Origin of the sequence: Thermosipho sp. 1074, from assembly GCF_001999655.1 — a bacterium.
Classification (GTDB): Bacteria; Thermotogota; Thermotogae; order Thermotogales; family Fervidobacteriaceae; genus Thermosipho; species Thermosipho affectus.
This window is the reverse complement of sequence record NZ_LBEX01000013.1, coordinates 68115-92663: the sequence shown is the minus strand read 5'-3', so window position 1 is coordinate 92663 and position 24549 is coordinate 68115. Positions and strand designations below refer to the sequence as shown.

Here is a 24549-nt window from a genome sequence, read left to right as displayed (position 1 = left end):
CAAAAAATTCATCTATAAACTATATGCCGTTAGCCAAAAGGAGGTTTTTTTATGACACTGCTTGTTACAGGCTGTGCAGGCTTCATAGGGAGCAATTTTGTATATTACTATCTTGGCAAATACAAAGATAGAAAAATAATAGGCTTGGATAAGCTAACATATGCAGGAAACCTTGAAAACCTTGAAAATCTTACAAAAGAGCAAAAGAAAAGATTTAAATTTATAAAAGGTGACATATGTAACAGAGAACTTGTAGAATATATATTTGAAGAATATGATATAGATGGGGTAATAAACTTTGCAGCAGAATCACATGTGGATAGGTCAATATACGAGCCACAAATATTCTTAAAAACAAATGTACTTGGGACGCAAACACTACTTGATGTAGCAAAAAAATATTGGTATGATGGGAAAAGTTGGAAAAGTGGGAAAAAATTCTTACAAATATCCACAGACGAAGTATATGGATCCTTAGGACCAACGGGGTATTTTACAGAAAAAACACCACTTGATCCACACAGCCCATATTCAGCAAGCAAAGCATCTGCAGACCTTATAGTAAAAGCATACCATGACACATATAAAATGCCAATAAACATAACAAGATGTTCAAACAACTATGGACCATACCAATTTCCAGAAAAATTAATACCTTTAATGATATGGAACGCGCTAAATCACAAAGAATTGCCAATATATGGAGATGGCAAGCAAATAAGAGATTGGCTATATGTAAAAGATCATTGTAGGGCAATAGATATGGTATATGAAAAAGGAAAAAGCGGAGAGATATACAACATAGGTGGTCATAATGAGAAAGAAAACATATACATAGTAAAAAAGATAATAGAAATATTAAGAGAAAAGACAAAAGATGAAAAAATAAATGAAAGCCTTATAAAACACGTAAAAGATAGGCCAGGGCATGACAGAAGATATGGAATAGATCCAAATAAAATAAAAAAGGAACTTGGCTGGGAACCACAGATAATGTTTGATGATGGAATTGAAATGACAATAGAGTGGTATTTAAATAATATAGATTGGATAAAAAGAATTATTTCAGGTGAGTATTTGAAGTTTTATGAGAAACATTATGAAAAAAGTAATAAAACTAAGGAGGTGTAAGAAATAAATATTGCACATTATTTTTTAGGTTTTCCTCCGTTGCATGGAGGAGGCCTTACGGTTTATGCTACAGATTTAGCGAAAGAACAATTAAAAATGGGGCATAACGTTATAATGCTAATGCCAGGAATTTATAATGGAAAAAGGAAGAGTAAAATAAAATTTTTTAAAGTTCAGGAAAAACTGCCAGTATATCAAATAATAAATTCACATCCTGTGAGTTTTTTAGGGATAGGTAATCCAAATGAATTTATCAAGGAAAAAAAAGAAAATAATTATAAAAACTTTTTAAAAAAGAATAAAATTGAAATACTACATGTTCATTCTTTAATGGGATTTCCAAAAGAACTATTATATGAAGCAAAAAATCTGGGAATAAAAACAATATTTAGTGCTCATGATTATTTTGGGCTTTGCCCTAAGTATAAGTTGTTTAAATATGATGGTACTTTATGTAATGATTTTAATGAGGGAAAATCGTGTGTTTTGTGTAATTATAAAGCTTCATATAAATCCATAAAAGCAAGAAATTTATTGATGTCATTTCCGTTAGGCTATAAAGTACTCAAAAAAGTGTATCAACCGTTTAAGCATTTGAAACATCGAAACGAAAAAAAATATTATCAAAATTTAGTGATTGATAAAAATAAAGCAATGGGATTTGTGAAATTCAGAAAGTATTATATTAAAATTTTAGAAAATTTTGACTTTATAATTTTTAATAGTAGTGTAACCAAGAATGAGTTTTCTAAATATATCAATTTAAATAAATTAACATATAAAATTTTACCTGTAACACATTCAAAAATAAAAGACAATAGGAATGTTATAAATTACAAACCCTTAATTAACGGAAAAGTTAATTTGCTTTTTATGGGATATTTGAATAAGGAAAAAGGTTTTTATGATTTGGTAAATATTTTAAATGAAATAAGGAAAAATCATACAAATTGGCAAATAAATATTTATGGTAATTATTCTGGGATAAATTTAGATAATTTTGATAATAATTTTTTCAAGTTTTATGGTAAATATAGTTATAAAGATTTAATTGAGATATTTTCAAATTCAAGTGTTTTAATAATTCCAAGTAAATGGAAAGAAACTTTTGGTTTAATTGGGTTAGAGGCTTTTTCTTACGGGATTCCAGTTATAGCTTCTGAAAATGTTGGATTTAGTGATTTGTTAGAGGATGGTAAAACAGGGTTTATTTATAAAGAAGATAGTGAAAATGAACATTTGAAAAAAATTATAATAGCTATTTTAGAAAATCCATATTTGTTGCAAGAAATGAATAAAGAAATTAAAAGAATTGGTTTTAAATATACTTTAAAACATCATGTAAATGAAATTATACTTTGCTATAAAAATTTATTGGAGGAAAAATTATGAAAATAGGTATATTAACATTTAATTGGGCCATCAATTATGGAGCTGTGTTACAGATGTATGCGGAATATAAATATTTAAGTGAAGACAATGAGGTTTATATTATAAACTATGTTCCAGATTATTTTGCTAATATGTATAATAAAAGGATTTTTTATACACAAATTCGTTTTAAGACGGCAATTAAAAAATTAATGGAGAAATTTATAAAATTCGAACAATATAAAAAGTTTGAGAAATTTATTAATGAAAACATGCTTTTAACAGAAAAAGCAAAAAATAGAAATGAGTTATCTAAGATAATAAATAAATTTGATTTAGTTATTGTAGGTAGTGACCAAGTTTGGAACTATGATATAACAAAAGAGTATATTGGGGATTATCTTTTATACAACATTAATTGTAACAAAATAAGTTATGCTGCAAGTTTAGGCAAAAATGAAATAAAAAGAGAACTTGTCGATTTATTTTGCAAATCTTTAGAAAAGTTTGATTTTGTTTCACTGAGAGAAAAAACTTCGATAGATTATGTAAATAAAATCTGTAAGGGAAAAAAGTATAATTTATGTATAGATCCAGTTTTTCTTATAAGTTCAAATGAATGGAAAAAAATATCTGAAAATAGTAACTATAAAATTCCAAGAAAGGGATATGTTCTAGTATATATGTTAGAATATAACCCTAATTTATTAAAAACAGCAAGATATTTATCTGAAAAATATAATATTCCTGTTTTAAGTATTGAAATACCTTTCATAAGATTTTTTGGTAAAAACTTTGGAATAAAAAAATTACATGATGTTGGTCCTATAGATTTTGTTAAATTGTTCTTGAAAGCTAAATATATATTAACAAATTCTTTCCATGGTACGGCTTTTTCGTTGATTTTTCATAAACCATTTATATCGTTTGCACATTCTAAAGTAAATTCAAGAATGGAGAATTTATTGAGTCTATATCAATTGGAAAATGTTCAGATAAAAAATACTTTGAATAATTTTGAAATTGTGGAAGAAATTTTGAAAAAAACTCAAAAAGCTTATTCTAATTTAGAAAATAAAGAAATTAGTAAAGTAATAGAAAATTCAAAACAATATTTAGTGGAAGCATTGAAAAAAATAGAATTAAAATTGAAGAGGGAAAAACATGAAAAATAATGTTTTTGAAAAAGTAAAGTTTAATTGTATAGGTTGTGGACTTTGTGAAGGAATATGTCCTAAGAAATGTATAAATATACATGAGGTTTCAAATAAAGGTATATTACCTTTTGTTGATAGTAAAAAATGTTCTTCTTGTGGGCTTTGTGTTGATGTTTGTCCAACGGATTTAATGAGCAAAAAAGAAAATATTGAAGGAATAGAAGATGTATTTGTTGGGAAATCAAAAAATGATGAAATTGTTAGAAATTCGTCTTCTGGAGGAATTGTTTCGTCAATAATTATTGATTTATTTGACAGAAAGAAAATAGATGCAGTTGTAGTAGCGTTTTTTGATAGGCATTTGAATATTTATGGCGATTTTTTGACTTCAAAAAATAAGGTTTTGCAGCATTCAGGTTCATTTTATCATACGTCAAAACAGCTTTTAAACATAGAAAAAATAAAAAAATATAAATCAGTTTTGTTTGTAGGACTTCCTTGTCATAATATAGCGTTTGAAAAATTTTGTCAAAAATTTAATATAAATAATGTTTATGCAACAATTAGTTTGACTTGTACAATTGGAAGAATGAAAAATGGAATGAAAGAATATTTGAAAGAAAATAATCTACTTTATGTACTTGAAAAAAATGTTAAAAGTTATAAATCAAGATACGGTTTAAAAAGACCCGGGAATATTATTATAACTCTAGAAGATGGAAGAAAGATTACAATTGATTGTTTGGATTATCTTGTTAGCAAAGATTACTTTTTTATTCCTGATGGTTGTCTAAATTGTAAAAAATTATTTGGATTAGAATTTTCAGATATCTCTATTGGAGATAATTGGGGAATTGATACTGAGGAAAAAATAGCAATTTTTACAGCAAACACAAAAAAGGGGTTGCAAATAATAAAAGAAAATAAACTGATTAGTGTATCTAATTTGGGTATTGAAGAACTAAAAAAATCGCAACCATTAGGTTATCCTTTAAAATATTTTAATAGAAAAAGAGTAAATAAACAAATTAAGTTTTTAAAGTATATGTACAGAAATTTCTCAAAATATCCCCTGATAAAAAAACTTATATATAAATTAAGAGGGCTTTTATTGAAAAATATAAAAAATTCCGTGAGAAAAAAATGATATTAACAGAATTTTTGAATAATAGAATATTTTTGAGGTTGGTGACGAATTCTGGAAAAAGAGTATAAAGTACTTGCGAAAAATACAGTTATAATATCACTTGGAACATTTGGTTCAAGAGCAATTTCCTTTTTTTTATTACCAATTTTTACAAGGGTTCTTACCAAAGCTGATTATGGAAAAATAGATTTTTTTACTACAACGATAAGTCTATTACTGCCGTTTCTTACATTAGGGATTGTTGATGCAGTGTTTCGTTTTACAATGGAAAAAACAGGTGAAGAAGAAAAATCGGGGGTACTTTCTTCGGCGTTAATGGTTTCTTTTTGGGGGATTTTAGTATTTTTAGTATTTGTTCCAATAATATCTAAAATAGAAAGTATATCCGAATTAACAATTTATATGGTATTTGCACTTGCGATAAATTCTGTTCTTTCAATTTTTAAGACATATATTAGGGCAAAACAAAAGCTTTTTATATTTGCATTAGGTGATATAATACACACAATTTCATTTGCAACGCTTGGGATAGTGTTTGTAGTGGTTTTAAGGTATGGAATAAAAGGATATTTTCTAGGATATATACTTTCAAGTTTAGTAGATGTGTTATTTCTTTTAATAGTTGGAAAGATATACAAAGACATATCATTAAAAAATGTGTCATTACAAAAGATAAGAAATATGTTAGAATATTCAATTCCTTTAATACCAAATGGACTTTCCTGGTGGATAATGAATGTATCGGATAGATATTTAATAATATTTTACCTGGGATTTGCGGCAAATGGGATTTATTCGGTATCGTATAAATTTATGTCACTAATAACGATATTAAATGGGATATTTTATCAGGCATGGCAAATATCTGCGGTAGAACAATACGAAAATGGAAATAAAGATGAATTTTATTCTAAAATATTTAGAATACTGTCAACGTTTTTATTATTAGTAGTAATAGTATTTTCGATAGTATTAAAACCGATGGTGAGGATGATGGCAGGAGCGAGTTTTTATGAAGCGTGGAGATACATACCGTTTTTATTTTTAGGAGCGATATTTTCATCATTTTCAAGTTTTTTTGGGGTGGGGTATATAGCATCAAAGAAGACGATAGGAGCGTTTAAAACGTCGGTAATAGGTGCGATAGTAAACATAGGAATAAATGTAGTGTTTATACCAATGATAGGGGTGCAAGCGGCGGCAATTTCAACGATGATGGCATTTTTAACTATGTGGATAATGAGAATATTTGAAACAAAGAAGTATTTTAAGATAAAGATTAGCTGGAAAAAGTTTATTTTAAGCCTTTTACTTGTGATATTGTCTCTATTTTTGAATTATATACAAGAAAATATTCTTATTATTACCATAATTCAAGTGGTAACATTGGGAGTGTTTGTTTTAATAAATAAAAAAGATGTTGGAATGATTTTGTTGCGAGTAAAGAAAAAATTATTTTTTTAGATAATGATAAGAAGATAGATTTCAAATTAGTTTCAAATTTTAACTCTCCTTTTGTATTAATAAAATCATATCTAAGTAGCGACAAAAAAGCATATAATATTATAATATTATTAAGATTTTCTGTTTTGTCCAAAATGACAAAAGAGGCCAAAATAAGGTTCTTTGCTTATGTTCAAGACACACCTCCTTTTAGTCTTTAAGAATTTATAATTACAAACACTTTATTGTTTTTATGTAACTTTTCTGTTAACCCTGCCTAGTTGTGCTTAAGGAGTATTCCAGTACGTATTAGACTATTTTAAAAAGTTTTTTATGTAACAATATCTATACGTTTGTATACAATACTGTTAAGAAGACTATCTTGTGTAGATATATTTATATGTACGCGGCCGGCAGCGTGCAGAAAAATTTTGGGGGGTATTGATATGAAAAAGCTTTCTATTAAGTATCTTACAGGCACAGATGCAAATGGAGAACCAGTTTTTAAAAGACAAACATTAAATGTTGGGGATACTGTGGATGTTGTTAAGGCAAATGCTATTGTCCAGATTATTGACAAATACACAAATTATTCCGTAGATAGCGCCATGGTTGTAACTTATGAGATAGTTGAGTGATAATGATATTTGAATGAAAAAATATTAAGGGGTGATAGGGATGAAAAGGTTGGCTTTGGTTTTTAGAAATCAAACAGAGGGAAAAAGTTTAAGAATTAACATTCCTGAACCAATAGAAAATATTGATTCGGCAGAACTTGAGACAGACGCACAAAGTTTAATAGACAACGGGCTTGTTCCAGCAGGGTACGTATTTGATGAAGCACGTGTTATTGAAACAAACACAAACGTTGTTCTTGATTTAATTCAGTAAGTAGGTGATTAATATGTTGTGGGATGTGGTTAAACTTTTTATGATTCTTGTAGAAAGACCAGGAGATGGAGAAAACAAAAAGAAAGAAGTTATTGAACTTGTTGATAACATATTCGATGATTTAAACATTGATATACCAAGGGAAATGCTGCACTTGATTTTATCTCCTGCAATAGATTATCTTACAAATGTGATGTTTTAATTAAATAAAGTTTTGCAGGAGGGGAATGTCCCCTCCTGTTTTTTTGGTATGTGTGGTATACTTATGTATATATTCTTATATATTCTTAATTTTTTGTGGGAGGGTTTTTAATGAATGTATATGAAAAGTATAAAAAAGAGGTTGATATGATAGCAGGGAGGTATTTTAAAAGGTATGGTTATAAATGTGAGTCATATGAAGACTTAAAACAAACTATATGGTATATATTACTATGCGCGCTAAAAAAGTTTGATGGAAGAGGAAATGAGAGGATGTTTGTATTAAATTTTGTAAAAAATAAGTTGATTTCGATATTAAAATATAACAGAAAACCACCATATTGTAAAAATTTCCCATTTACACCATTAAAAATGGATTATATTTCAGGAGATGATGAAAAAAGCAAAATTTTTAAAGAGATGCAAGGAGAGTATGAATAATAAAAGATTATACCATCTTTTATAACCTTTATAAAAAAACATGGGGGATTTTATGAAAAAACTTTTAACATTTTTGGGTACGGGAAGATATGGTGAAAGTTCAAGTAAGACAGAGAATTTTTCCATTAGCACTTTTTGAGTATTAAAAAAAAGATTCGAAAAATTTGGAAATCATCTTCTTTTTAACTAAAGATGCAAAAAGTAATGAAAATTGGATAAAACATGCAAAGCCTGAATTGAAGAGAAAGAACGTACATTATGATGTAATTGATATATCAGAAGAAATATCAATAAAAGATTTTTTGAAAGAGATTTTAAGGGTTATAGATGAAAATGATGAAGTTGAAATAGATATTACCCATGCATTTAGATGGTTTCCAATGGTTTTACTTGTAGCGGCTATGTATTTAAAAGAGGCGAAAAATTCAAAAATTACAGAAATTTGGTATGGGAAATATTATAAAGATAAAGATGAAACAAGGGCTTTAAATAAAAGAGAAGTTTTAGAGTTCATAGATTGGTTGTATGCGGCAAAGTTGTTTAAAGAGTATGCTTATACAAAGAGTTTAGCAAGTTTGATTAAAGTAAAAATTAAAGAAGAAAAATCAAAAAATGGTAAGTTTAAAAAAGATATTAAAAAATTAAATGATTTAAGAAAAAATTTAGAAAGACTTAGTTTTTATTTAAGGCTTGGTTCAGTTGAAGAGTTAAAAAAGAATATAAACAATCTTGTGGAGTGTTTGAATAATAGGGAATTTTTATATGAGATAGAAGAGTTTATCCCTGAACTTTCACCGCAAAAGGTATGAAAAACTTGATGCAAATAAAGGAAAAGTAATTTTAAATAAAGATGAGCTAGAATCTGAAAAAGAACTTATAAAGTTTTACTATGAAACAGAAGATATAGGTATGGCCTTAAGACTTGCAAGGGAATTTTACATAAATATTGTTCTTTATGAAAAAAATTTAAGTGATAAATTTTTTGATACACAAACAAGAGAATTTCAAGGTTGTATAGATGAAAGTATTAGAAAAGCACGTAATTATGTTTCCCATTTTGGATTTTCTAAAAGTACCTTGTGTGAAAGAGTTAAAGAGTTGATAGATACGCCGTTAGATGAATTTAAAAATAACAACTTTATGAAAGAATGTCTAAGAAGAAATGTTTCAAAGACAGCTATACTATCACCTCTTGGTACAACGCAAGGAGCGCTTTTTACTGTGTTAAAAAATACAGTGCAGAAAAACTTGTAGTAATAACCTCAAGGGAATGTGAAAAGCTTTTAGATGAAATTAAAGAGGAAGCAAATTTTAGAGGAGAATGTGAAAAGATTTTAATAAATGATCTATTTGAGGGGATTGATGAACTTAAAAGTGCAATTGATAAAGCAAAAGAATTTCTGAAAGGCTTTGGAAGTATTGTAGTTAACTTAACAGGTGGAACAACTCTTTTGGGGTATATTGTAAAAGAAGTTTCGCATAAATTAAATTTTGGAAGAAAAATTTCGTATGTAATGGCAACAGATAAACGTCCAATTGATGAACAAAAAAAAATCCGTATGTAGTGGGAGAGATTTTGGAAATTGATATAAAATAGGGTATTTTAAGATTGTTTTAAGGTTATTTGTGTATTATTTATCTAGGAGGTGATAGTATGTTAAAAAAACTTAGTGTGGTAATATTTTTGGGAATTGTTTTGGTGTTATTTATAGCAGCTGGACCTAACGCGCCTTTAAATAATGGGATGGGTGCTGGTTTTGATTTTGTTTCTATAAAAGATCAGCTTATTTCTATGCCGAAACAAGCACTTTCATCAGATGAAATAAGTGGGCTTTTGATTATGAGAGAGGAAGAAAAACTTGCAAGAGATGTGTATTTCAAGCTTTATGAACTTTGGAAAGTACAGATATTTTTGAATATATCAAAATCTGAGCAAACACATATGGATACTGTAAAGATATTACTTGACAAATACAATATAGATGATCCCGTGAAAGAAGATGTAAAAGGAAAATTTGTAAATCAAGAACTCCAGAAGCTTTATAATGAACTTATTGAGATTGGTTCAAAATCCTACAAGGACGCTTTGGTGGTTGGTATGATAATAGAGGACCTTGATATAGCTGACCTTCAATCTTGTATTCAAAAGACAGACAACGAAGATATAAAAGCTGTATACAAAAATTTAATGAAAGGTTCAAGGAATCACATGAGGTCTTTTTACAGAAATCTTAAGAATATAGGAGGAGATTACACACCACAACATATAACAAAAGAAGAGTTTGAAGCAATAATATCCACATCTATTGAAAGGGGGCCGGTAAAATAAATTTAGCATCTAGAATATTACCTTCTGTGACTAGTGTAACGACTGTATACAAGCTGTGAAGATTATGGCGGGTTATTTGGGAGGGAGTGATTTTTTGAAGAAAGTGGTTGCAACAGTTGAAAAGGGGGTAAATTATATATTTCATGTTCTTGCGGCTTCTGGTGTAAATTTTCAAAATGATTATACTAAAGACTATTCTTGTTTTTTGAGAAAAGAGGACCTTGAGTTTCTTAAAATGAATAGAGAGATTCTTAGTTTTCAAAATGGAACTGCCTCAGAGCTTGTAGATCCATTAATTTTTTTCCCAGCATACCTCAATCTTGACTCAGAAGAAAAGCTGCAAAAGTATTTTTATTTATTGCTAAAGGCTTTAAAGAGAAGAACAAAAGGGGATTTTTTAAGAGAGTATGCTGATTATGTTAAAAAGAGAAGGTTTTGGTTTCCAGAAATAAATGATGAGTGGTTTAAGAATATAGAAGATAAAGCAGAGCTTATTGAAAAAGTGGGAAAAATTTATAAGGAAAATTTCTCGTCTTATGAATCGATGGTGTGGCCAGATGTGAGTAGAAAACTTGAGGAAAAAGCAAAAGTTGTAAATCAAGAGTTAGAAAAGTTGGATCTTATCAGGTCTTGGGAAGAGGTAACTGGGCTTGATTTTAAGTTTGGGGAATATCAGATAGTTTTTGTATTTTCCATAGAAAATGGTCCAAATGCTAATTCCTTAGGGTATGATAGAAATGTTTTTTATTCTGGTTCCAGGTTAGATTGGTTGCTTGATTTTATAAGTCATGAGGTTGGTACTCATATATTGATAGATTTGGGCCTTCCTATGATAAAAAAATTTATTTCCAATGATAGATTGCAAACCCAAGCTGAGGTAAAGCAATTTCAACAGTTTTATATGGCATATGAATGTTTGGCACAATTTTACAATACTATGGTACTTGCAAAAGAGCTTACTTATGATTTAATCCAATTTAAATCGGATAAGTATTTAAGAATTTATGGAGAATTATATGACACGGGGAAGTATTCTGCAAAAGAAATGTTAGAAATAGCTATGGAAAGTTTAGTGTAGGGTAGTAAAGTAGATACTGTTATATATTTTTATAGAAGTAGGAAGTTAGTTGTTAATCTGCACAAATATTATGAAAATAATGTAGAAAGTTTAAATAAGGCAAAATAATATAGATAAGTTCACTTTTTCAAATAAAACATCCATATGGGAAAAGTAGAGGGTATTTAACAAGACAAGTATTGGATTTTTGTCATTCTGAGTGTATATGCACAAAGAATCTTGAATGTTTTTTCGAGTGTGTAAGCTCCCTTTGCATTACGTGCTCTCTTTTTACGTAGATTACTCAAAACCTTGTCATTATCTATACACTATTTTTTATGAAAAATCCTGCTTTGTTTTCATACAGTGTGCCTTCTATTTTAATTACATCGTCAATTTCAATCGTATTTCCTCTTACAATTTTTGGTTTTTGACTTGAAAAGAAAATAATTTTTTTGTATTTCCATACATTATTATCCATTTCAGATACAGCAGGACCTTTTATAAACAACTCTTTCTCTTTAAATTTAATTTTCAAGAATGTTTTGTGTAGCAGCAAATTATTTTTTTTGAGAATGTTCATGGGATCAAATCCCGATAGATTAAATTCTCCTTCTAACACTATTTTGTAGCCGTTGTTTTTTTCAAACGTTTCGAATGCTTGGACTATGTCATTTTAACGTTTTTGTATTAGTATTTGCGCTAGTTTTTTAGTTTGTTCATATGCAAGTAAATCTTTTAAGTCAGATGGTTGATATTTTACAATATCAAGCAAAAAGTTATAAAGATATTATTTTTTGAAAGTTGTATAGTTTGTTTTCCAATTGGGAGTTATTTGATCAAGGAGGAGTGAGATATACATGCCTGTTGAGTAACAACTGGCTCTAAAGTTTTTTAAATCTTTAATTTTTATTAAATCTTCACCAAACAATGAAATTAAGAAGCTTTTTGGAAACTTGCTTTCATCTAATAATGCTCTATATTCTACATACGTTGCAGTTCCCTCTGTACTTTCTAATCAAAGCTCGTAATCTAGGAAATTATTTATTAAGTGTCGTCTTTTTTCTCTAAAGGATATGAATTTTTTCACATATTCTGTTTTTAATTGTTTATTTGTTTCAAAAACACTTTTTAAAAGGTATTTTCTTTCTAAGATTTTCAGGGCAATGTTTTCCAAGGTGAATGGATATTGAAAGGCAAGAAATTCATTTGCAAATCTTTTATCTTTATTTAGAAATTGAAAACCATGGAAGAGTTCGTGTACTATTTTCGAATAAAAAAATGGAAATGTTTCGAGCTTATCCATTGTTGAGATATTCCATATTCCCATATATTTTCCGTTGAAATTGATAGCAGTATTTCCTACAAAGTTTTCATTCTATCCATTTTCCTATGAAAATCCCTTGTTCTTCTATAAAGTTTTTAGGAGGATTGTCAAAACCTATTATGTATACATATGAATTGTCATAAAAAGCTATGGAAAGTGGTTTAAAGTTATCCCAATAATCTGAAAGCTTACCGCTATTTGTTTTTTGTGTATAGTTTTTAAGATTTGAATAATTTCTTCTGTATTTAAACAAACAACATTATTTAATACCTAAATTATATCAAGAATGAAAAGTTATATTTAGATTTATTGGAATATTCCAGATGATAATAGTTAATGAATATGTTCAGAAAATAATGAAAAAAAGTTGGAAAGATTGGTAAGTATTGAACTTTTTAATCATTTTGAGTGCATATACTCAAAGGATCTTAGATGACATCCCATTGAATACGCTTTTTATAATACTTGTTTCTTCTTTTTTTAGGGAATTCTAACTTTAATTGACGTTCTTATAACGGTATGTTAAAATGTGTGTGATGTTTTGTTTTGTGTGTGAAATATATAACAAATAGTGGTGGGGGGATTGATGATGGGTTTAAAGGTTTGGAAGGAAGAGTTATCTGTAAAGTGTAAAAATGGAATAGCGTTTTTACTATCTGCTTCTGTGGTTTGGGGAGTTATGCTTGTTATATTGTTATCCCCATTTTCATTAGAAACAAAAAATTCATTGATTTTATGGTCTACGGCTTTGTTATTTCCGCTTGCAATGTTTTTTTCAAAAATCTTTAAGGCACAATGGAAGATAGACGATAATCCTCTTTCTATTTTGGGATTTTATTTAAACATAGCACAGCTTATATATTATCCAATAGTGATATGGGCTATGATAAAAAGGCCCGAAGAAATGATAATTTTTCTTGCCATGATAACGAGCGCACACTTTTTTCCATATGGCTGGTATTATGGCACTAAAATTTTTATGGTGATGTCAGTTTTTATGTCAGTATCAATTTTACTTGTTAGTCTTAAATTAGCTTTGGATACTTTATGGGTTGTACCTGCAGTAATGATAGCTTTTTTAATTGTTCTTGTTATACTTTTGTATAAGGATTATAAGAAAAAAGAAGCTTAGAAAGATTAGTGAGATTGGCAAGTGTTGAAATTTTTTTGTCATTTGAAAGGTGTAAAGCGCTGAAGAATCTTGAATGACACTTCCTCTTTTTGTCATTCTGAGTAACATAGTAACAAAGGAGCCTACATCCTCAAAATGACGGAGAAAGATTCCTCTGGCAATGGTTAGTAGTTTTGTTTATAAACCTGAGAAGTATTATTTAAGTTTGATGACTCTAAAATCAAACTTATTCTTTGAAGATATTTGAAGTTATATTAGAAAATATAGTGCTATAAGGTTTACAAAAATTAATATGTTTGTTGACCGTTATTATATATAACATTATGGTAGTTGCCATATAATTATAGATGAGGTAATATGAAGCTTTATAATCGAAGAAAGAAATTAAAGAAGTTAAAAAAAAAAGATGATAATATTTTTTTGAGATTAGTTGAAAGAATATATTTACTACATCTCTATCTATTATCAAATATCCTATTTTATCTATACTGCTATTAAGTGTTAGAATATATACGTAAAGACCAAATAGGTGGTGGAAGATATGAAGAGATTACCGATAGGGATACAAAGTTTTGCAAAACTAAGAGAAGATAAAGAGTTTTATTATGTAGATAAGACGAGATTTATAAAGATGTTGAGTGAAGAGACATCGGGATATTTTTTTCTCTCACGACCAAGAAGGTTTGGAAAGAGCTTATTTTTAGACACATTAAGGCAAGCATTTTTTGGAAAAAAGGAACTATTTAAAGGGTTATACCTTGAGAACAATTGGGATTGGAGTAAAAAATATCCTGTTATCTATATATCCTTTGGAGCAGGGGTACATAAAACAGAGGAAGAACTAAGAGAAACACAGGATATGATATTAAGGAAACACGCAGAAGGATACGATATAAAACTAGAGGAGAAAAGTATAAAGAATAGATTTATAGAACTAATAGAAAAGGTATACAAAAAAGAGAAAGAAAAAGTAGTGATATTGATAGACGAATATGACAAGCCGATATTAGACAACATAGAAGAGAAAGAGATAGCAAAAGAGATGAGAGAAAGCCTTAAAAACTTTTATTCGGTGATAAAAGATGCAGATGAATATATAAAATTTGTATTTATAACAGGAGTAACCAAATTTTCGAAAGTATCGATATTTTCTGGGTTAAACAATTTAAACGATATAACACTTGATCCAAAATATGCGAGCATATGTGGTATAACGCAAAAAGAATTAGAAGAAGGATTTAAAGAGTTATTAGAAGGGGTAGACAAAGAAGAGATGAAAAAGTGGTACAATGGGTACAATTTTTTAGGGGAAAAGGTATACAATCCATTTGATGTATTATTATTTTTGGATAAAAAGATATACAGGCCATATTGGTTTGAAACGGGAACGCCAACATTTTTGATAAAGCTATTAATGAAAGAAAGATACTATCTACCGGAAATAGAGAATCTTAGGGCGGGTGAAGAGATAATAGAAAGCTTTGATGTAGAAACCATGAACATAACAACGCTTTTGTTTCAAGCGGGATATTTAACAATAAAAGGATACAAAGATATATTTGGGAAAAGGACATATTATCTTACATATCCAAATATAGAAGTAAGGACATCGTTTATGGATCACATACTAAACTACATAACAAAAAAACCGGAAAAAAAGGCAGAAAGTGAGATAGAACTTTCAGAAGCATTAATAAAGTCAGAAATAGAAAAGATGAAAGAAATATTTCATGCATTTTTTGCATCGATACCGAATGATTGGTACAGGAAAAATGATATAGAGAAATACGAAGGATTTTATGCAAGCGTGTTCTATGCATACTTTGCAGCGCTTGGGATAGAGGTAAAAGCAGAAGATGTAACAAATAAAGGAAGGATAGATTTAACTGTAAGGTTTGAAGAAAAATGTTATATATTTGAATTTAAAGTAATAGAAGGGAAAGAGAAAAATGGGGCACTAGAGCAGCTAAAAGAAAAAAGATATCATGAAAAGTATAAAGGAAAGTGCAAAGAGATATACATAATAGGAGTAGAATTTGACAAGGAAGAAAGGAATATAGCATACTTTGAATGGGAAAGAGTATGATGGAGGGTGTTGTAGTTCTTTTATCATTCTGAGGTGCAAACCGCTGAAGAATCTAAGAGTTTTCGCCTGCCTGCTTCTTTCGGATGATATTTTTTTTGACTCCGTTACTGTTTTACTTGATATAAGAGAAAAAATGTAAAAGTAAAGATAAAAATGTATATATAAAAGAGGGAAAATAAAAATGTACAAAAAAAGGATAAATAAGGTTCATTATTGTTTAGAAGAATTAGAAAAAATTTAGGTTTTTCCTTTAATCTATAAAAATATTACATGGGAATGGTGTAATAGTCTAGCTAATATTGATTGAGAGAACATTTTTATTTTGTAAAGTGTTTTAGTATTACTTCCGATGGACTATTAATTCTTGAAGGTGTGAACACCTTTTTTGTCATTCCGAACCTGCAAGGGTGAGGAATCTAAGAGGCTTTTTGTCTTTTTGAGTAGCAAGCGGGTGAAGAATTTTATCTGTGACTTATGTGACAATTGTCTACAAATTGTGACAGTTGTGACAGATTATTTGAATACTACTTGGATATTATATAAAATATTTTACCGGAAACTTTTAGTTGTCCATTCCTTTCAATGATTAATCCATTTTCTTTTAGACGATTTATATAGGTATACGCTGTTTGTCTTTTTATACCCTTTTCCTCCAGCTTTTTCACAATTATATTTCTGTTGCCATATTGGGTTATGGTGTTTAGCACTGCCTCTTGAAGGTCTGTAAGTTGTAATGAATTTTCAAAATATTTTTTTGTGATTTTTTTAATGGTTTTTACAGCGATATTGCCTGTTATTCTTTTCTTGTGAAGGTTGTTTAAAACTATTTGCTGAGAGATCCATAAAGCATCCCTTGGGTTTCCATCACTATATCTTGCTATTTCGTATAAAGCATCGCTATCTAAAAAGTCAGGATATTTTCTTAGCCTTTTTAAGATTACTTCTTGTATTTGTTCATTGCTAAGAGGTTCTAAAAAATAAGTGTCTTTTAAAATATTTTCCAGATTACCAGATTCGTTCCATCTTAATCTGTCTTTTGCATATTCTCTATATATAGCAAATGGGAGAGATAGTATTACTATCAATCCCTGTTTATCGAATATGTTTTTTAATGAATCTAAAATTATTAGTACTTCTTCTTTTTTTTCTTTGTCAAGTTCGTCTATAAGTAATATTATTCTGTTATATTTCTCAATTAATAAGTTGAGAATATCATCTAACAACTCATAAGCATGATAGATATTAAATTTTCTTGTGTGAGTAGTAGTTTTTGAGAAGTTTCCACTAACAAAAATTCCCCCACTTGCTCCTATAGACCTGGTCTCGCTTCTTTCCTCAATAATAAACTCTATTGATTTTTTTGCAGTAGTTAAAAGCTTGCCTTTTTCTTCATGCTTTTCTATCTCTTTGGCAAGTTTGTACAGCATATCACCAATTATTATTTCTTTACTTTCTTTTTCTGTAAGCCTTACGTAAACTCTTTTTCCCACACCAGGTTCGATAAAGTTCAGTATTGTTGTTTTTCCCACACCAGTCTCACCGCAGAGACCATACACCCCTTTTGGTTGATAAAAACATATGGCATTAAGGGAGTTTATTTCTTCATCCCTATTAACAAGCAGATTTTTTGAAGATAAGGGAGTATCATAAAGCGCTTGAAGGATTTCTCTTATTTCATTTTCATTCACTATCTCACCGCCATTGAAAAACTTATTTACCGTTCAAAGATATTATAGCACAAATTGTGACTTATGTGACAACTGTCTACAAATTGTGACAGTTGTGACAAAAAAACAAATGACAATTCCTATAAGAATTAGCGAGATTAGCAAGGTTGGAGAGGTTGGAGAGAGTTGGAGCTTTTTGTCATTCTGAGGAACGAAGTGACGAAGAATCTTGAATGATTTTTCGAATGTATAAGATCCTTCACATGCGTTCAGGATGACATCCCATTCGACGCTTTGTTCCTCAGGATGGCATACCTTTCGCATATGCTCAGAATGACAAAGTAGGAGTTTTAATTTTTATTTGTATTTTTGATGTTATTTTATGGTGTAATATTACTAACTCACAAGTTACTTACTTATAAGTTAGTAACTTATAAGTATATAGATGGGGTGACAATGTGTTCATAGGCAGAGAAAGAGAACTGAAAAGTTTGAATGAATTATACAAAGATGATAAATTTCAATTTGTTGTTGTATATGGTCGAAGACGAGTTGGAAAAACTACTTTACTTTTAGAGTTTTGCAAGGAAAAACCTTGTATTTTTTATGTAGCTGATGAATCTGTAGACAGTATATCTTTAGAGAAGTTTTCAAAAGAAGTTTTTTCATATTTTCATTTAAATGGTTTAAGTAGTTTTAGAACATGGGAAGAGGCATTTAATTTTTTAGGTGAAAGGTCAAAGGAAAAAAGGCTGGTTGTGGTAATAGATGAGTTTCAATATCTTGTGAATTCCAACAAAAGTATACCATCGATTTTACAAAAATTGATAGATCATCATTTAAAAAATACTAAATTATTTTTGATTATCTGTGGTTCGTATGTTAGTTTTATGGAAAAAGAGGTTTTAGGATATGAAAGTCCATTGTATGGTAGGAGAACCGCACAATTTGAAATCACAACATTTGATTTTTTTGATAGTAAAAAGTTCTTTCTAAAGTATGATTTGAAACGTCAAGTTAGTGTGTATGGGATTTTAGGTGGAACACCTCAATATCTAATAACTTTTGATGAAAATTTGGATGTTTTTGAAAATGTAAAACAAAAAATTTTAAATAAGTTGTCCTATTTATACGAAGAGCCAAGATTTTTATTGCGTGAAGAGTTAAGAGAGCCAATGTTGTACAATTCTATTTTAGAAGCACTTGCGACTGGAAGAACAAAATTAAATGAAATTGCTACAAAAATAAAAGTTAATAATGCCAAGGTTTCGAAATATATAGATACGCTAATTAATTTGAAAATAGTTGAAAAAATCAAACCAGAACCAATAGGCAAAACTGGAAGAAGCAGCATTTTTAAAATTAAAGACAATTTTTTCAGATTTTGGTACAGATTTGTCTTTGAAAATAGGGAATTAATTGAGCAAGGATTGTTGGATACCGTGTTAGAAAAAAAGATTAAACCGTTTATAAATGATTACTTGGGGGTTGTATTTGAGGATATAGCCTTTGAATATCTAAAAAAGATGAATAAAAATGGAAAATTACCATTTGTTTTTGAAAGAATAGGAAAATGGTGGGGAAATAATCCTATAAAAAAGCAAAAAGAGGAAATAGATATAGTTGCTTATGATAAAGAAAATATCCTTTTTGGAGAATGCAAATGGAAAAATGGTTTGGTTGATATGACTATTGTAAAAAAGATGATAGACAAAAGTGTCTTGTTTGATTTTAAAAACAAATTTTACGTATTTTTTTCAAAAAATGGTTTTACAGATGAAGTTGTTAATTTTTCAAAGGTTAGTGGAAATATCCTATTGTTTAGTTTAAATGATTTGATTAATCTTTTTTAAAAATAGAGAAATAAAAAAGAGAGTTGGAAAGGTTGGCAAGATTAGCGAAGTTAGTGTTTTTTTGTCATTCTGAGCAATACGTGCAAAGAATCTTGGATGGTTTTTCGAGTGTATAAGATCCTTCGTCACTTCGTTCCTCAGGATGACATCCCCTTCGTTGCTTCACTCCTCAAGATGTCATCCCGAGCGTAGTCGAGGGATCTTATCTTTTTCTTTCTGTCATTCTGAACAAAGTTAAGAATCTTAGATAGCGAGTGTTAGCGAGATTAGATAGATTGGATAGTGTTGGATAAGTTAGAAAGTTAGTAAAAATATAAGATTCTTCGCGCATACGCGCTCAGAATGACAAAAAAGTCCCAACACTCTCCAACCTCTCTAATCTTGCCAACTTATCCGAGTTTATAGGATTTTGGTTTGTTATAATGAAACAATATAAATAGAAAGGAGGAATAAAAGATGTGCATATCCAAAGATGCAATTATTGGAAAAAATGTGACATTTGGCCACAATGTGGTTATAGAAAAAGATGCTGTGATAGGTGATAATGTTATTATAGGACATAATGTGGTAATTCATTCTGGAACTATTATTGGAAGTGGATCTGTGATATCAGATAACACAGTTCTTGGAAAAAAGCCATTTAAAGCATCTACTTCAGCCACTACTGAGGATAAGGAGCTAAAACCGTTAAAAATTGGTAACTTTGTGACGATGGGTGCAAACTGTGTTATTTATAAAGGAGCTATTCTTGAGGATTTTGTTTTTGTTGGGGATTTGGCTAGTATACGAGAAGAGGTGAGAATAGGTAAAAAGACTATAATAGGTCGAGGAGTAACCGTTGAAAATAAAACTCGTATAGGAAAATATGTAAAAATAGAAACAGAGGCGTATATTACTGCTTTATCAGTAGTAGAAGATTACTGTTTTATAGCTCCGGAGGTTACTTTTACAAATGATAATTTTCTTGGTAGAACGGAAAAAAGAAAGAAATTTTTTAAAGGGCCGATTATAAGAAAGGGAGCAAGAATAGGGGCTAATGCAACAATACTCCCAGGTGTGATTGTCGAAGAAGATGCACTTGTAGCAGCTGGTTCTGTAGTTACAAAAAATGTTCCTGCAAAAAAGATAGTGGCAGGTGTTCCTGCAAAGGTTTTAAAAGATGTACCAGATGAGCAGCTGTTAATAAATCAAACATATTACAAAAAATGAAATGAGGCTGGAGAGAGCGGCGAGTGTTGTAGAGATTAGAGATAGTCATATGGTTCGATTTAAAGAAAAAATGTATGTTGTTATGTTGAATGTGCAATAACGTTGGGAGGGGTAGAGTGAATATTAAGAAATTTTTAGCAAACGGAGAATACAAAAAAATTATAGAACTTCTTGATGGAAAAGCGAAAACGCCTTATTAATATAACGCACTTGGTCTTGCTTATTACAGTACAAGCAGAAAAAACAAAGCGATATTAAACTTTAAAAAAGCATTATCGCTTGACCCACAAAATTTGGATGCGCTTTTTAACCTTGCAGAAATGTTTCTACAAATTGAAAAATACCCTAAGGCTAAAGAGTATGCGTTGAAACTTCTCGACGTTTCACCTAAGGAATGGATGGTGCATGATATACTGGCTGAAACTTACATGTTTGAGGGTTTTTTCGACAAAGCAGCTGAGCATATAAACGAAGCATTATCATACGCTCCAGCAGAAAATTTAGAAGCTTTGAATGCGAAACTGAAAAAATTAAAGAGTCGGATAGAGAAAGCAGAGAAGCAAAAAAGACTTGCGATAATATGTTTAATGGGGCTTGATAACTTCATAGATGATATGATCAAAGGTTTATCAGATGAATATTGGATCCAACGGTGGGCAGTGAGGAACGATAAGGAAATAAAGGCAAGTATAGACTGGGCTGATATAGTATGGTTTGAGTGGGCCAACGAAGCAGCAGTGATAGGAACAAATTATCCAGGAATTGTTGAAAAAAAGTTCTCGTGAGATTACATAGTTACGAAGTGTTTACCAATTTTCCTTTAAAAATAAATTGGAATAACGTGAACAAAATAATTTTTGTAGCTCCGCATATTCGAGAAATTTTGAAAATGACATTTCCAAGTCTTGCAGGAAAAATAGATAGTAAAATAATTTACAATGGAATCGATTTAGAAAAGATACCTTTCATGGAAAGAAGTAAAGGATACAACATAGCGTGGGTAGCACATATAAGTCATAAGAAAAATCCTGCTATGATACTTCAGGTGATTAAAAAGCTAACAGAAATTGATAAACATTACAAAATTCATATTGCAGGAGATTTTCAAGATAGCAGATACGAGTTGTACTTAAAATATATGGTTGAAGAAATGGGGTTAAAGAATAATGTAATCTTTTATGGGTGGGTAGACGATATGGAAGAATGGTGGAGAGATAAAAACTATGTACTTTCTACAAGTATTCATGAAGGACATCCCTATAATATTATGGAAGCAATGGCAAGAGGAATAAAACCTGTGATACACAATTTTTTTGGGGCAAAAGAGCTTTATGAGAAGCGTTGGATATTTAATGATATAGAAGAAGCATGCAGAATAATTACTGAAAACAACTACAATTCTATTTACTATAGGCAATATGTTACCAATAGAAAATGGACATTTAAAGATCAAATAAATGCAGTAAAAAAGTTTTAAGTGATATTTTAGCAGACGAGGAGAGTTTTGAGAAAAAAAATTAATAATACTTAACAAAAACCCAAAAAAGGAAAGATTAGATACATCTAATAATAAATTATCCGCATATGAAGATTTTGAAAAACTTAAACCATATCTTAAAGGAAAATATTTTGACAAAGGTCTAATAATAAACTACAATGTTACACCTCAGTACAAAGATTTAAAAAATTTTATAGAATCTCGATTGAAAGATAAAAGAGTTTTGCATATAGGATTTGCTGATCATAAGGATATAATTGGTATGAAAATTAAATCTAAACAGTGGATTCATAATTTCATACTCAAAGTAGCTAGAGAAGTTTGGGGGATTGATATTGATTGTGAAGCAGTGCGTTATTTGAAAGATGTGTATGGAATTCAAAATATAATTTGTGCTAATATTGAAAATTATTATGAATTACCAGATATTATAAAACAAACAAACTGGGATAGTATAGTTGTTTTTGATGTAATAGAACATCTTCATAATCCAATAAAATTTCTAAAAGCTATTAAGAAACTTAAAGCGACTCAACTTGTTGTATCTGCTCCGAATGCCTATAGATGGGAAAATATAATACAAGGGTTTAACAATATGGAAATTGTAAATACTGACCATAAATATTGGTTTTCAGGTTTTACTTTGATGAAAACCGTAACTTTGGCAGGTTTTAAGGTAAAGAATCTAGTATTTCTTGATAGATATTTGAAAAACATACCAGAAAAATTTTCAAATTCAATTTTTAGAGATACAGTGCTTGTTATTGCAGAATTTTGAAACGGAATTGGAGTAAAACGTAAAAAAGCATGCAGATTAATGAAAGAAGTGATATTTTAAAACGTTTAATTTACCTATGAAATGTCTAGAAATTTCATTGAAATGATTTGTTAGTAAGTTGTTGTAAATGAAAAGCAACACAGGTTTTCCTTGTGTTGCTTTTTTATAGCAATAGTTTTAGTAACTAGAATGATTCTTGCTATAGCACTTTTGGGGAATGTTGAAGAACATTCATTTAAATTTTAGGGTAACAAAAAATATGTATAGAAAAATAATACGTGAGAGGTATGGAGGTGGGAATTTGAAAAAAATAATAATTTTATTGTCCGTTTTACTTTTTATTGTTATGGCATGTACAACAAATGATGATAGTTTTAAATTAGAGATAATTGCACCTGATGTGGTGGAGGCTTCAAAAGAAGCGCAGATAGTCGTGAGTGGAGATTTGATCGGCGCAAAAAGTGGAACCTTGGAAATAGTTGATGAGTACAATAGAAAGATAGTAAAAAATTTTGGAAAAGTTCCAGAAACGATAAATGTCTCCTTTGATAAGCCTGGAAAATATTCACTAAAGGCAAGTGTTATATCTCTTTTGGATGGAAAAAAATACGAGGATTATAAACCAAAACTTTACGTTTATGATCCATCACAGCCATTGATAAAAAATATATCTGTTATTCCAAGCAAGATTTTTGTAGGTGATGATGTAATATTGTATTTAGACGTAAATTCCAAAAATCCAGAGGTGAATATAGAAACAGAAGGTCTTTCAAAATATGGAAAAAAAGAAATTTCAACTATGCTAAAACCTGGAGAGATATTTTTGAATTTGGGAAAGTTCGATGAAAGCGGTGATAAAGAGTTTTTCATAAAAGTCGATAATTTAATAGGTGCTGAAGATTCCACAAAAATTTCTTTAAATATTTTACCTATTGATAATGAGGCACCGCAAATTGTAATACATTCAAAATTCTCTTACCCAACAAATTCAAATATTTTAATAAATGTCGATATCTCAGATGATGTAAAGCTTTCAAGTTATGAGGTTTATTTGGATGGAGAGTTAAAATTACAAGATAGTGTGGATCAAAAAGAATTAAAAAATATCCCGGTACAGTTAAACAAATTAGAAACAGGAGATCACTCGTTAATAGTTAAGGCAACTGACTGGTTAGGTAAAAAATCTATGATAGGAAAAAGAATATTAATAGGGGATACTTATTTAAATTTTGAGATAGCAATTTCCAATGAATCAAATCTTATCCCGGGACATTCTACGATAATTTCTGTGGTGCCGGTTGAAAGTATAAATTTTAGAAAAATTATATACTTTATAGACGGTAAGAAATATTTTGAAACGGTAGATCAAACGTATGTTGAGTGGATAGTAGAAGAAGGTGGACACTATATAACGGTATATGCAGAAGATGAAAGTGGAAGAGCAGGTATAAATGAAATATTTGTATCTGTAAATGACACTAACGCACCTAAGTTAAAAGCTATGACCGTTAATGGGAAGGTTTTAGATAAGACGGATAATAATAGGATACCTATTGGTAGTAACACTATAAGCGTGTGTTTTGAAGATCCAGGAGGTATATCAAAGACTTCTACACCTGTGTTGTATATAAGAGAAGATCACTATTCAGATTTTTACGATGTTTTGGAGATGAATTTAAGTGAGATTTCAAACGATGAAAAACAGGCAACTTTTACAGTTAACACGTCTATTGGGTATGGATATTTTTACCTATTTGTTAAAGGAGTGAAGGATAAAGAAGGGAATGAATATACAGGAGAAGATGTATTTACCGTTATAACAGGATACTGA

Annotated in this window: 25 protein-coding genes and 1 pseudogene; 22 read left to right on the top strand and 4 right to left on the bottom strand. The window is 29.6% G+C overall.

The annotated features are described in order from the left end of the window. Nucleotides 1-51: 51 nt before the first annotated feature. From rfbB to XO08_RS03980, 14 genes are all read left to right on the top strand, one after another. Complete coding sequence (rfbB, locus tag XO08_RS04040; protein WP_077287340.1) at nt 52-1131, top strand: dTDP-glucose 4,6-dehydratase; 1080 nt, start codon at nt 52-54, stop codon at nt 1129-1131. 39 nt (nt 1132-1170) lie between these two features. Continuing rightward, nucleotides 1171-2523, top strand: coding sequence for a glycosyltransferase (locus tag XO08_RS04035; protein WP_077287338.1), 1353 nt, complete (start codon nt 1171-1173; stop codon nt 2521-2523). Next, on the top strand, nt 2520-3677 hold the full coding sequence (locus XO08_RS04030) for a polysaccharide pyruvyl transferase family protein (RefSeq protein ID WP_077287336.1): 1158 nt from the start codon (nt 2520-2522) through the stop codon (nt 3675-3677). Before XO08_RS04035 ends, XO08_RS04030 begins: the two co-directional genes overlap by 4 nt. Continuing rightward, nucleotides 3667-4806, top strand: coding sequence for a Coenzyme F420 hydrogenase/dehydrogenase, beta subunit C-terminal domain (locus XO08_RS04025; protein ID WP_077287334.1), 1140 nt, complete (start codon nt 3667-3669; stop codon nt 4804-4806). Before XO08_RS04030 ends, XO08_RS04025 begins: the two co-directional genes overlap by 11 nt. Before the next feature lie 48 nt (nt 4807-4854). Then, complete coding sequence (locus tag XO08_RS04020; RefSeq protein WP_369819309.1) at nt 4855-6270, top strand: lipopolysaccharide biosynthesis protein; 1416 nt, start codon at nt 4855-4857, stop codon at nt 6268-6270. A gap of 425 nt (nt 6271-6695) precedes the next feature. Next, on the top strand, nt 6696-6887 hold the full coding sequence (locus XO08_RS04015) for a DUF1659 domain-containing protein (protein WP_077198148.1): 192 nt from the start codon (nt 6696-6698) through the stop codon (nt 6885-6887). A gap of 40 nt (nt 6888-6927) precedes the next feature. Then, a complete protein-coding gene (locus XO08_RS04010; protein ID WP_075665756.1) occupies nt 6928-7140 on the top strand; it encodes a DUF2922 domain-containing protein in 213 nt (70 codons plus the stop codon). A 13-nt stretch (nt 7141-7153) separates the two neighbouring features. After that, nucleotides 7154-7342: a hypothetical protein gene (locus XO08_RS04005; protein WP_075665749.1), complete on the top strand. Its 189-nt coding sequence runs from the start codon at nt 7154-7156 to the stop codon at nt 7340-7342. Nucleotides 7343-7452: 110 nt separating this feature from the next. Beyond that, nucleotides 7453-7782 (top strand): sigma factor, encoded by a 330-nt coding sequence (locus XO08_RS04000; protein ID WP_075665748.1) that lies wholly within the window; start codon nt 7453-7455, stop codon nt 7780-7782. Nucleotides 7783-7946: 164 nt separating this feature from the next. Beyond that, on the top strand, nt 7947-8591 hold the full coding sequence (locus tag XO08_RS03995) for a TM1812 family CRISPR-associated protein (protein WP_077287329.1): 645 nt from the start codon (nt 7947-7949) through the stop codon (nt 8589-8591). Then, nucleotides 8566-9036: a TM1812 family CRISPR-associated protein gene (locus XO08_RS09300; protein WP_332881316.1), complete on the top strand. Its 471-nt coding sequence runs from the start codon at nt 8566-8568 to the stop codon at nt 9034-9036. Before XO08_RS03995 ends, XO08_RS09300 begins: the two co-directional genes overlap by 26 nt. Next, on the top strand, nt 8931-9347 hold the full coding sequence (locus tag XO08_RS03990) for a hypothetical protein (protein WP_077287327.1): 417 nt from the start codon (nt 8931-8933) through the stop codon (nt 9345-9347). The genes XO08_RS09300 and XO08_RS03990 overlap by 106 nt, the downstream gene beginning before the upstream one ends. An 89-nt stretch (nt 9348-9436) precedes the next feature. Next, nucleotides 9437-10111 (top strand): DUF2202 domain-containing protein, encoded by a 675-nt coding sequence (locus tag XO08_RS03985; protein WP_077287325.1) that lies wholly within the window; start codon nt 9437-9439, stop codon nt 10109-10111. 94 nt (nt 10112-10205) lie between these two features. Beyond that, nucleotides 10206-11189, top strand: coding sequence for a hypothetical protein (locus XO08_RS03980; RefSeq protein WP_075665745.1), 984 nt, complete (start codon nt 10206-10208; stop codon nt 11187-11189). Nucleotides 11190-11490: 301 nt separating this feature from the next. Here XO08_RS03980 and XO08_RS03975 read toward each other — a convergent pair whose 3' ends face one another. From XO08_RS03975 to XO08_RS03965, 3 genes are all read right to left on the bottom strand, one after another. Beyond that, on the bottom strand, nt 11491-11751 hold the full coding sequence (locus tag XO08_RS03975) for a hypothetical protein (RefSeq protein ID WP_075665744.1): 261 nt from the start codon (nt 11749-11751) through the stop codon (nt 11491-11493). A gap of 435 nt (nt 11752-12186) precedes the next feature. After that, on the bottom strand, nt 12187-12474 hold the full coding sequence (locus XO08_RS03970; RefSeq protein ID WP_143609923.1) for a hypothetical protein: 288 nt from the start codon (nt 12472-12474) through the stop codon (nt 12187-12189). A 67-nt stretch (nt 12475-12541) separates the two neighbouring features. After that, nucleotides 12542-12748 (bottom strand): hypothetical protein, encoded by a 207-nt coding sequence (locus tag XO08_RS03965; protein WP_077287323.1) that lies wholly within the window; start codon nt 12746-12748, stop codon nt 12542-12544. Nucleotides 12749-13081: 333 nt separating this feature from the next. Between XO08_RS03965 and XO08_RS03960 the strand changes: the two genes are divergently transcribed. Continuing rightward, nucleotides 13082-13627 (top strand): hypothetical protein, encoded by a 546-nt coding sequence (locus XO08_RS03960; protein ID WP_232218223.1) that lies wholly within the window; start codon nt 13082-13084, stop codon nt 13625-13627. 541 nt (nt 13628-14168) lie between these two features. Then, nucleotides 14169-15713, top strand: a complete 1545-nt coding sequence (locus tag XO08_RS03955) for an ATP-binding protein (protein ID WP_077287321.1) — start codon at nt 14169-14171, stop codon at nt 15711-15713. A 524-nt stretch (nt 15714-16237) separates the two neighbouring features. Here XO08_RS03955 and XO08_RS03950 read toward each other — a convergent pair. After that, nucleotides 16238-17401 (bottom strand): P-loop NTPase fold protein, encoded by a 1164-nt coding sequence (locus XO08_RS03950; RefSeq protein WP_077287319.1) that lies wholly within the window; start codon nt 17399-17401, stop codon nt 16238-16240. A 437-nt stretch (nt 17402-17838) separates the two neighbouring features. On the opposite strand from XO08_RS03950, the gene XO08_RS03945 reads away from it, so the two are divergent. From XO08_RS03945 to XO08_RS03920, 6 genes and pseudogenes are all read left to right on the top strand, one after another. Continuing rightward, nucleotides 17839-19233, top strand: a complete 1395-nt coding sequence (locus XO08_RS03945) for an ATP-binding protein (RefSeq protein WP_075665739.1) — start codon at nt 17839-17841, stop codon at nt 19231-19233. Nucleotides 19234-19689: 456 nt separating this feature from the next. Then, on the top strand, nt 19690-20442 hold the full coding sequence (locus tag XO08_RS03940) for an acyltransferase (RefSeq protein ID WP_075665738.1): 753 nt from the start codon (nt 19690-19692) through the stop codon (nt 20440-20442). Between the two features lie 212 nt (nt 20443-20654). Then, a pseudogene (locus XO08_RS03935) lies at nt 20655-21227 on the top strand (tetratricopeptide repeat protein); the annotation flags it as partial. 104 nt (nt 21228-21331) lie between these two features. Beyond that, complete coding sequence (locus tag XO08_RS03930; RefSeq protein WP_143609921.1) at nt 21332-21919, top strand: glycosyltransferase; 588 nt, start codon at nt 21332-21334, stop codon at nt 21917-21919. Nucleotides 21920-21962: 43 nt separating this feature from the next. After that, nucleotides 21963-22718 carry a bifunctional 2-polyprenyl-6-hydroxyphenol methylase/3-demethylubiquinol 3-O-methyltransferase UbiG gene (locus XO08_RS03925; protein ID WP_077287316.1) on the top strand — a complete coding sequence of 252 codons (756 nt, stop codon included), beginning with the start codon at nt 21963-21965 and terminating at the stop codon, nt 22716-22718. A 301-nt stretch (nt 22719-23019) separates the two neighbouring features. Further along, nucleotides 23020-24549 (top strand): hypothetical protein, encoded by a 1530-nt coding sequence (locus XO08_RS03920; RefSeq protein WP_075665734.1) that lies wholly within the window; start codon nt 23020-23022, stop codon nt 24547-24549.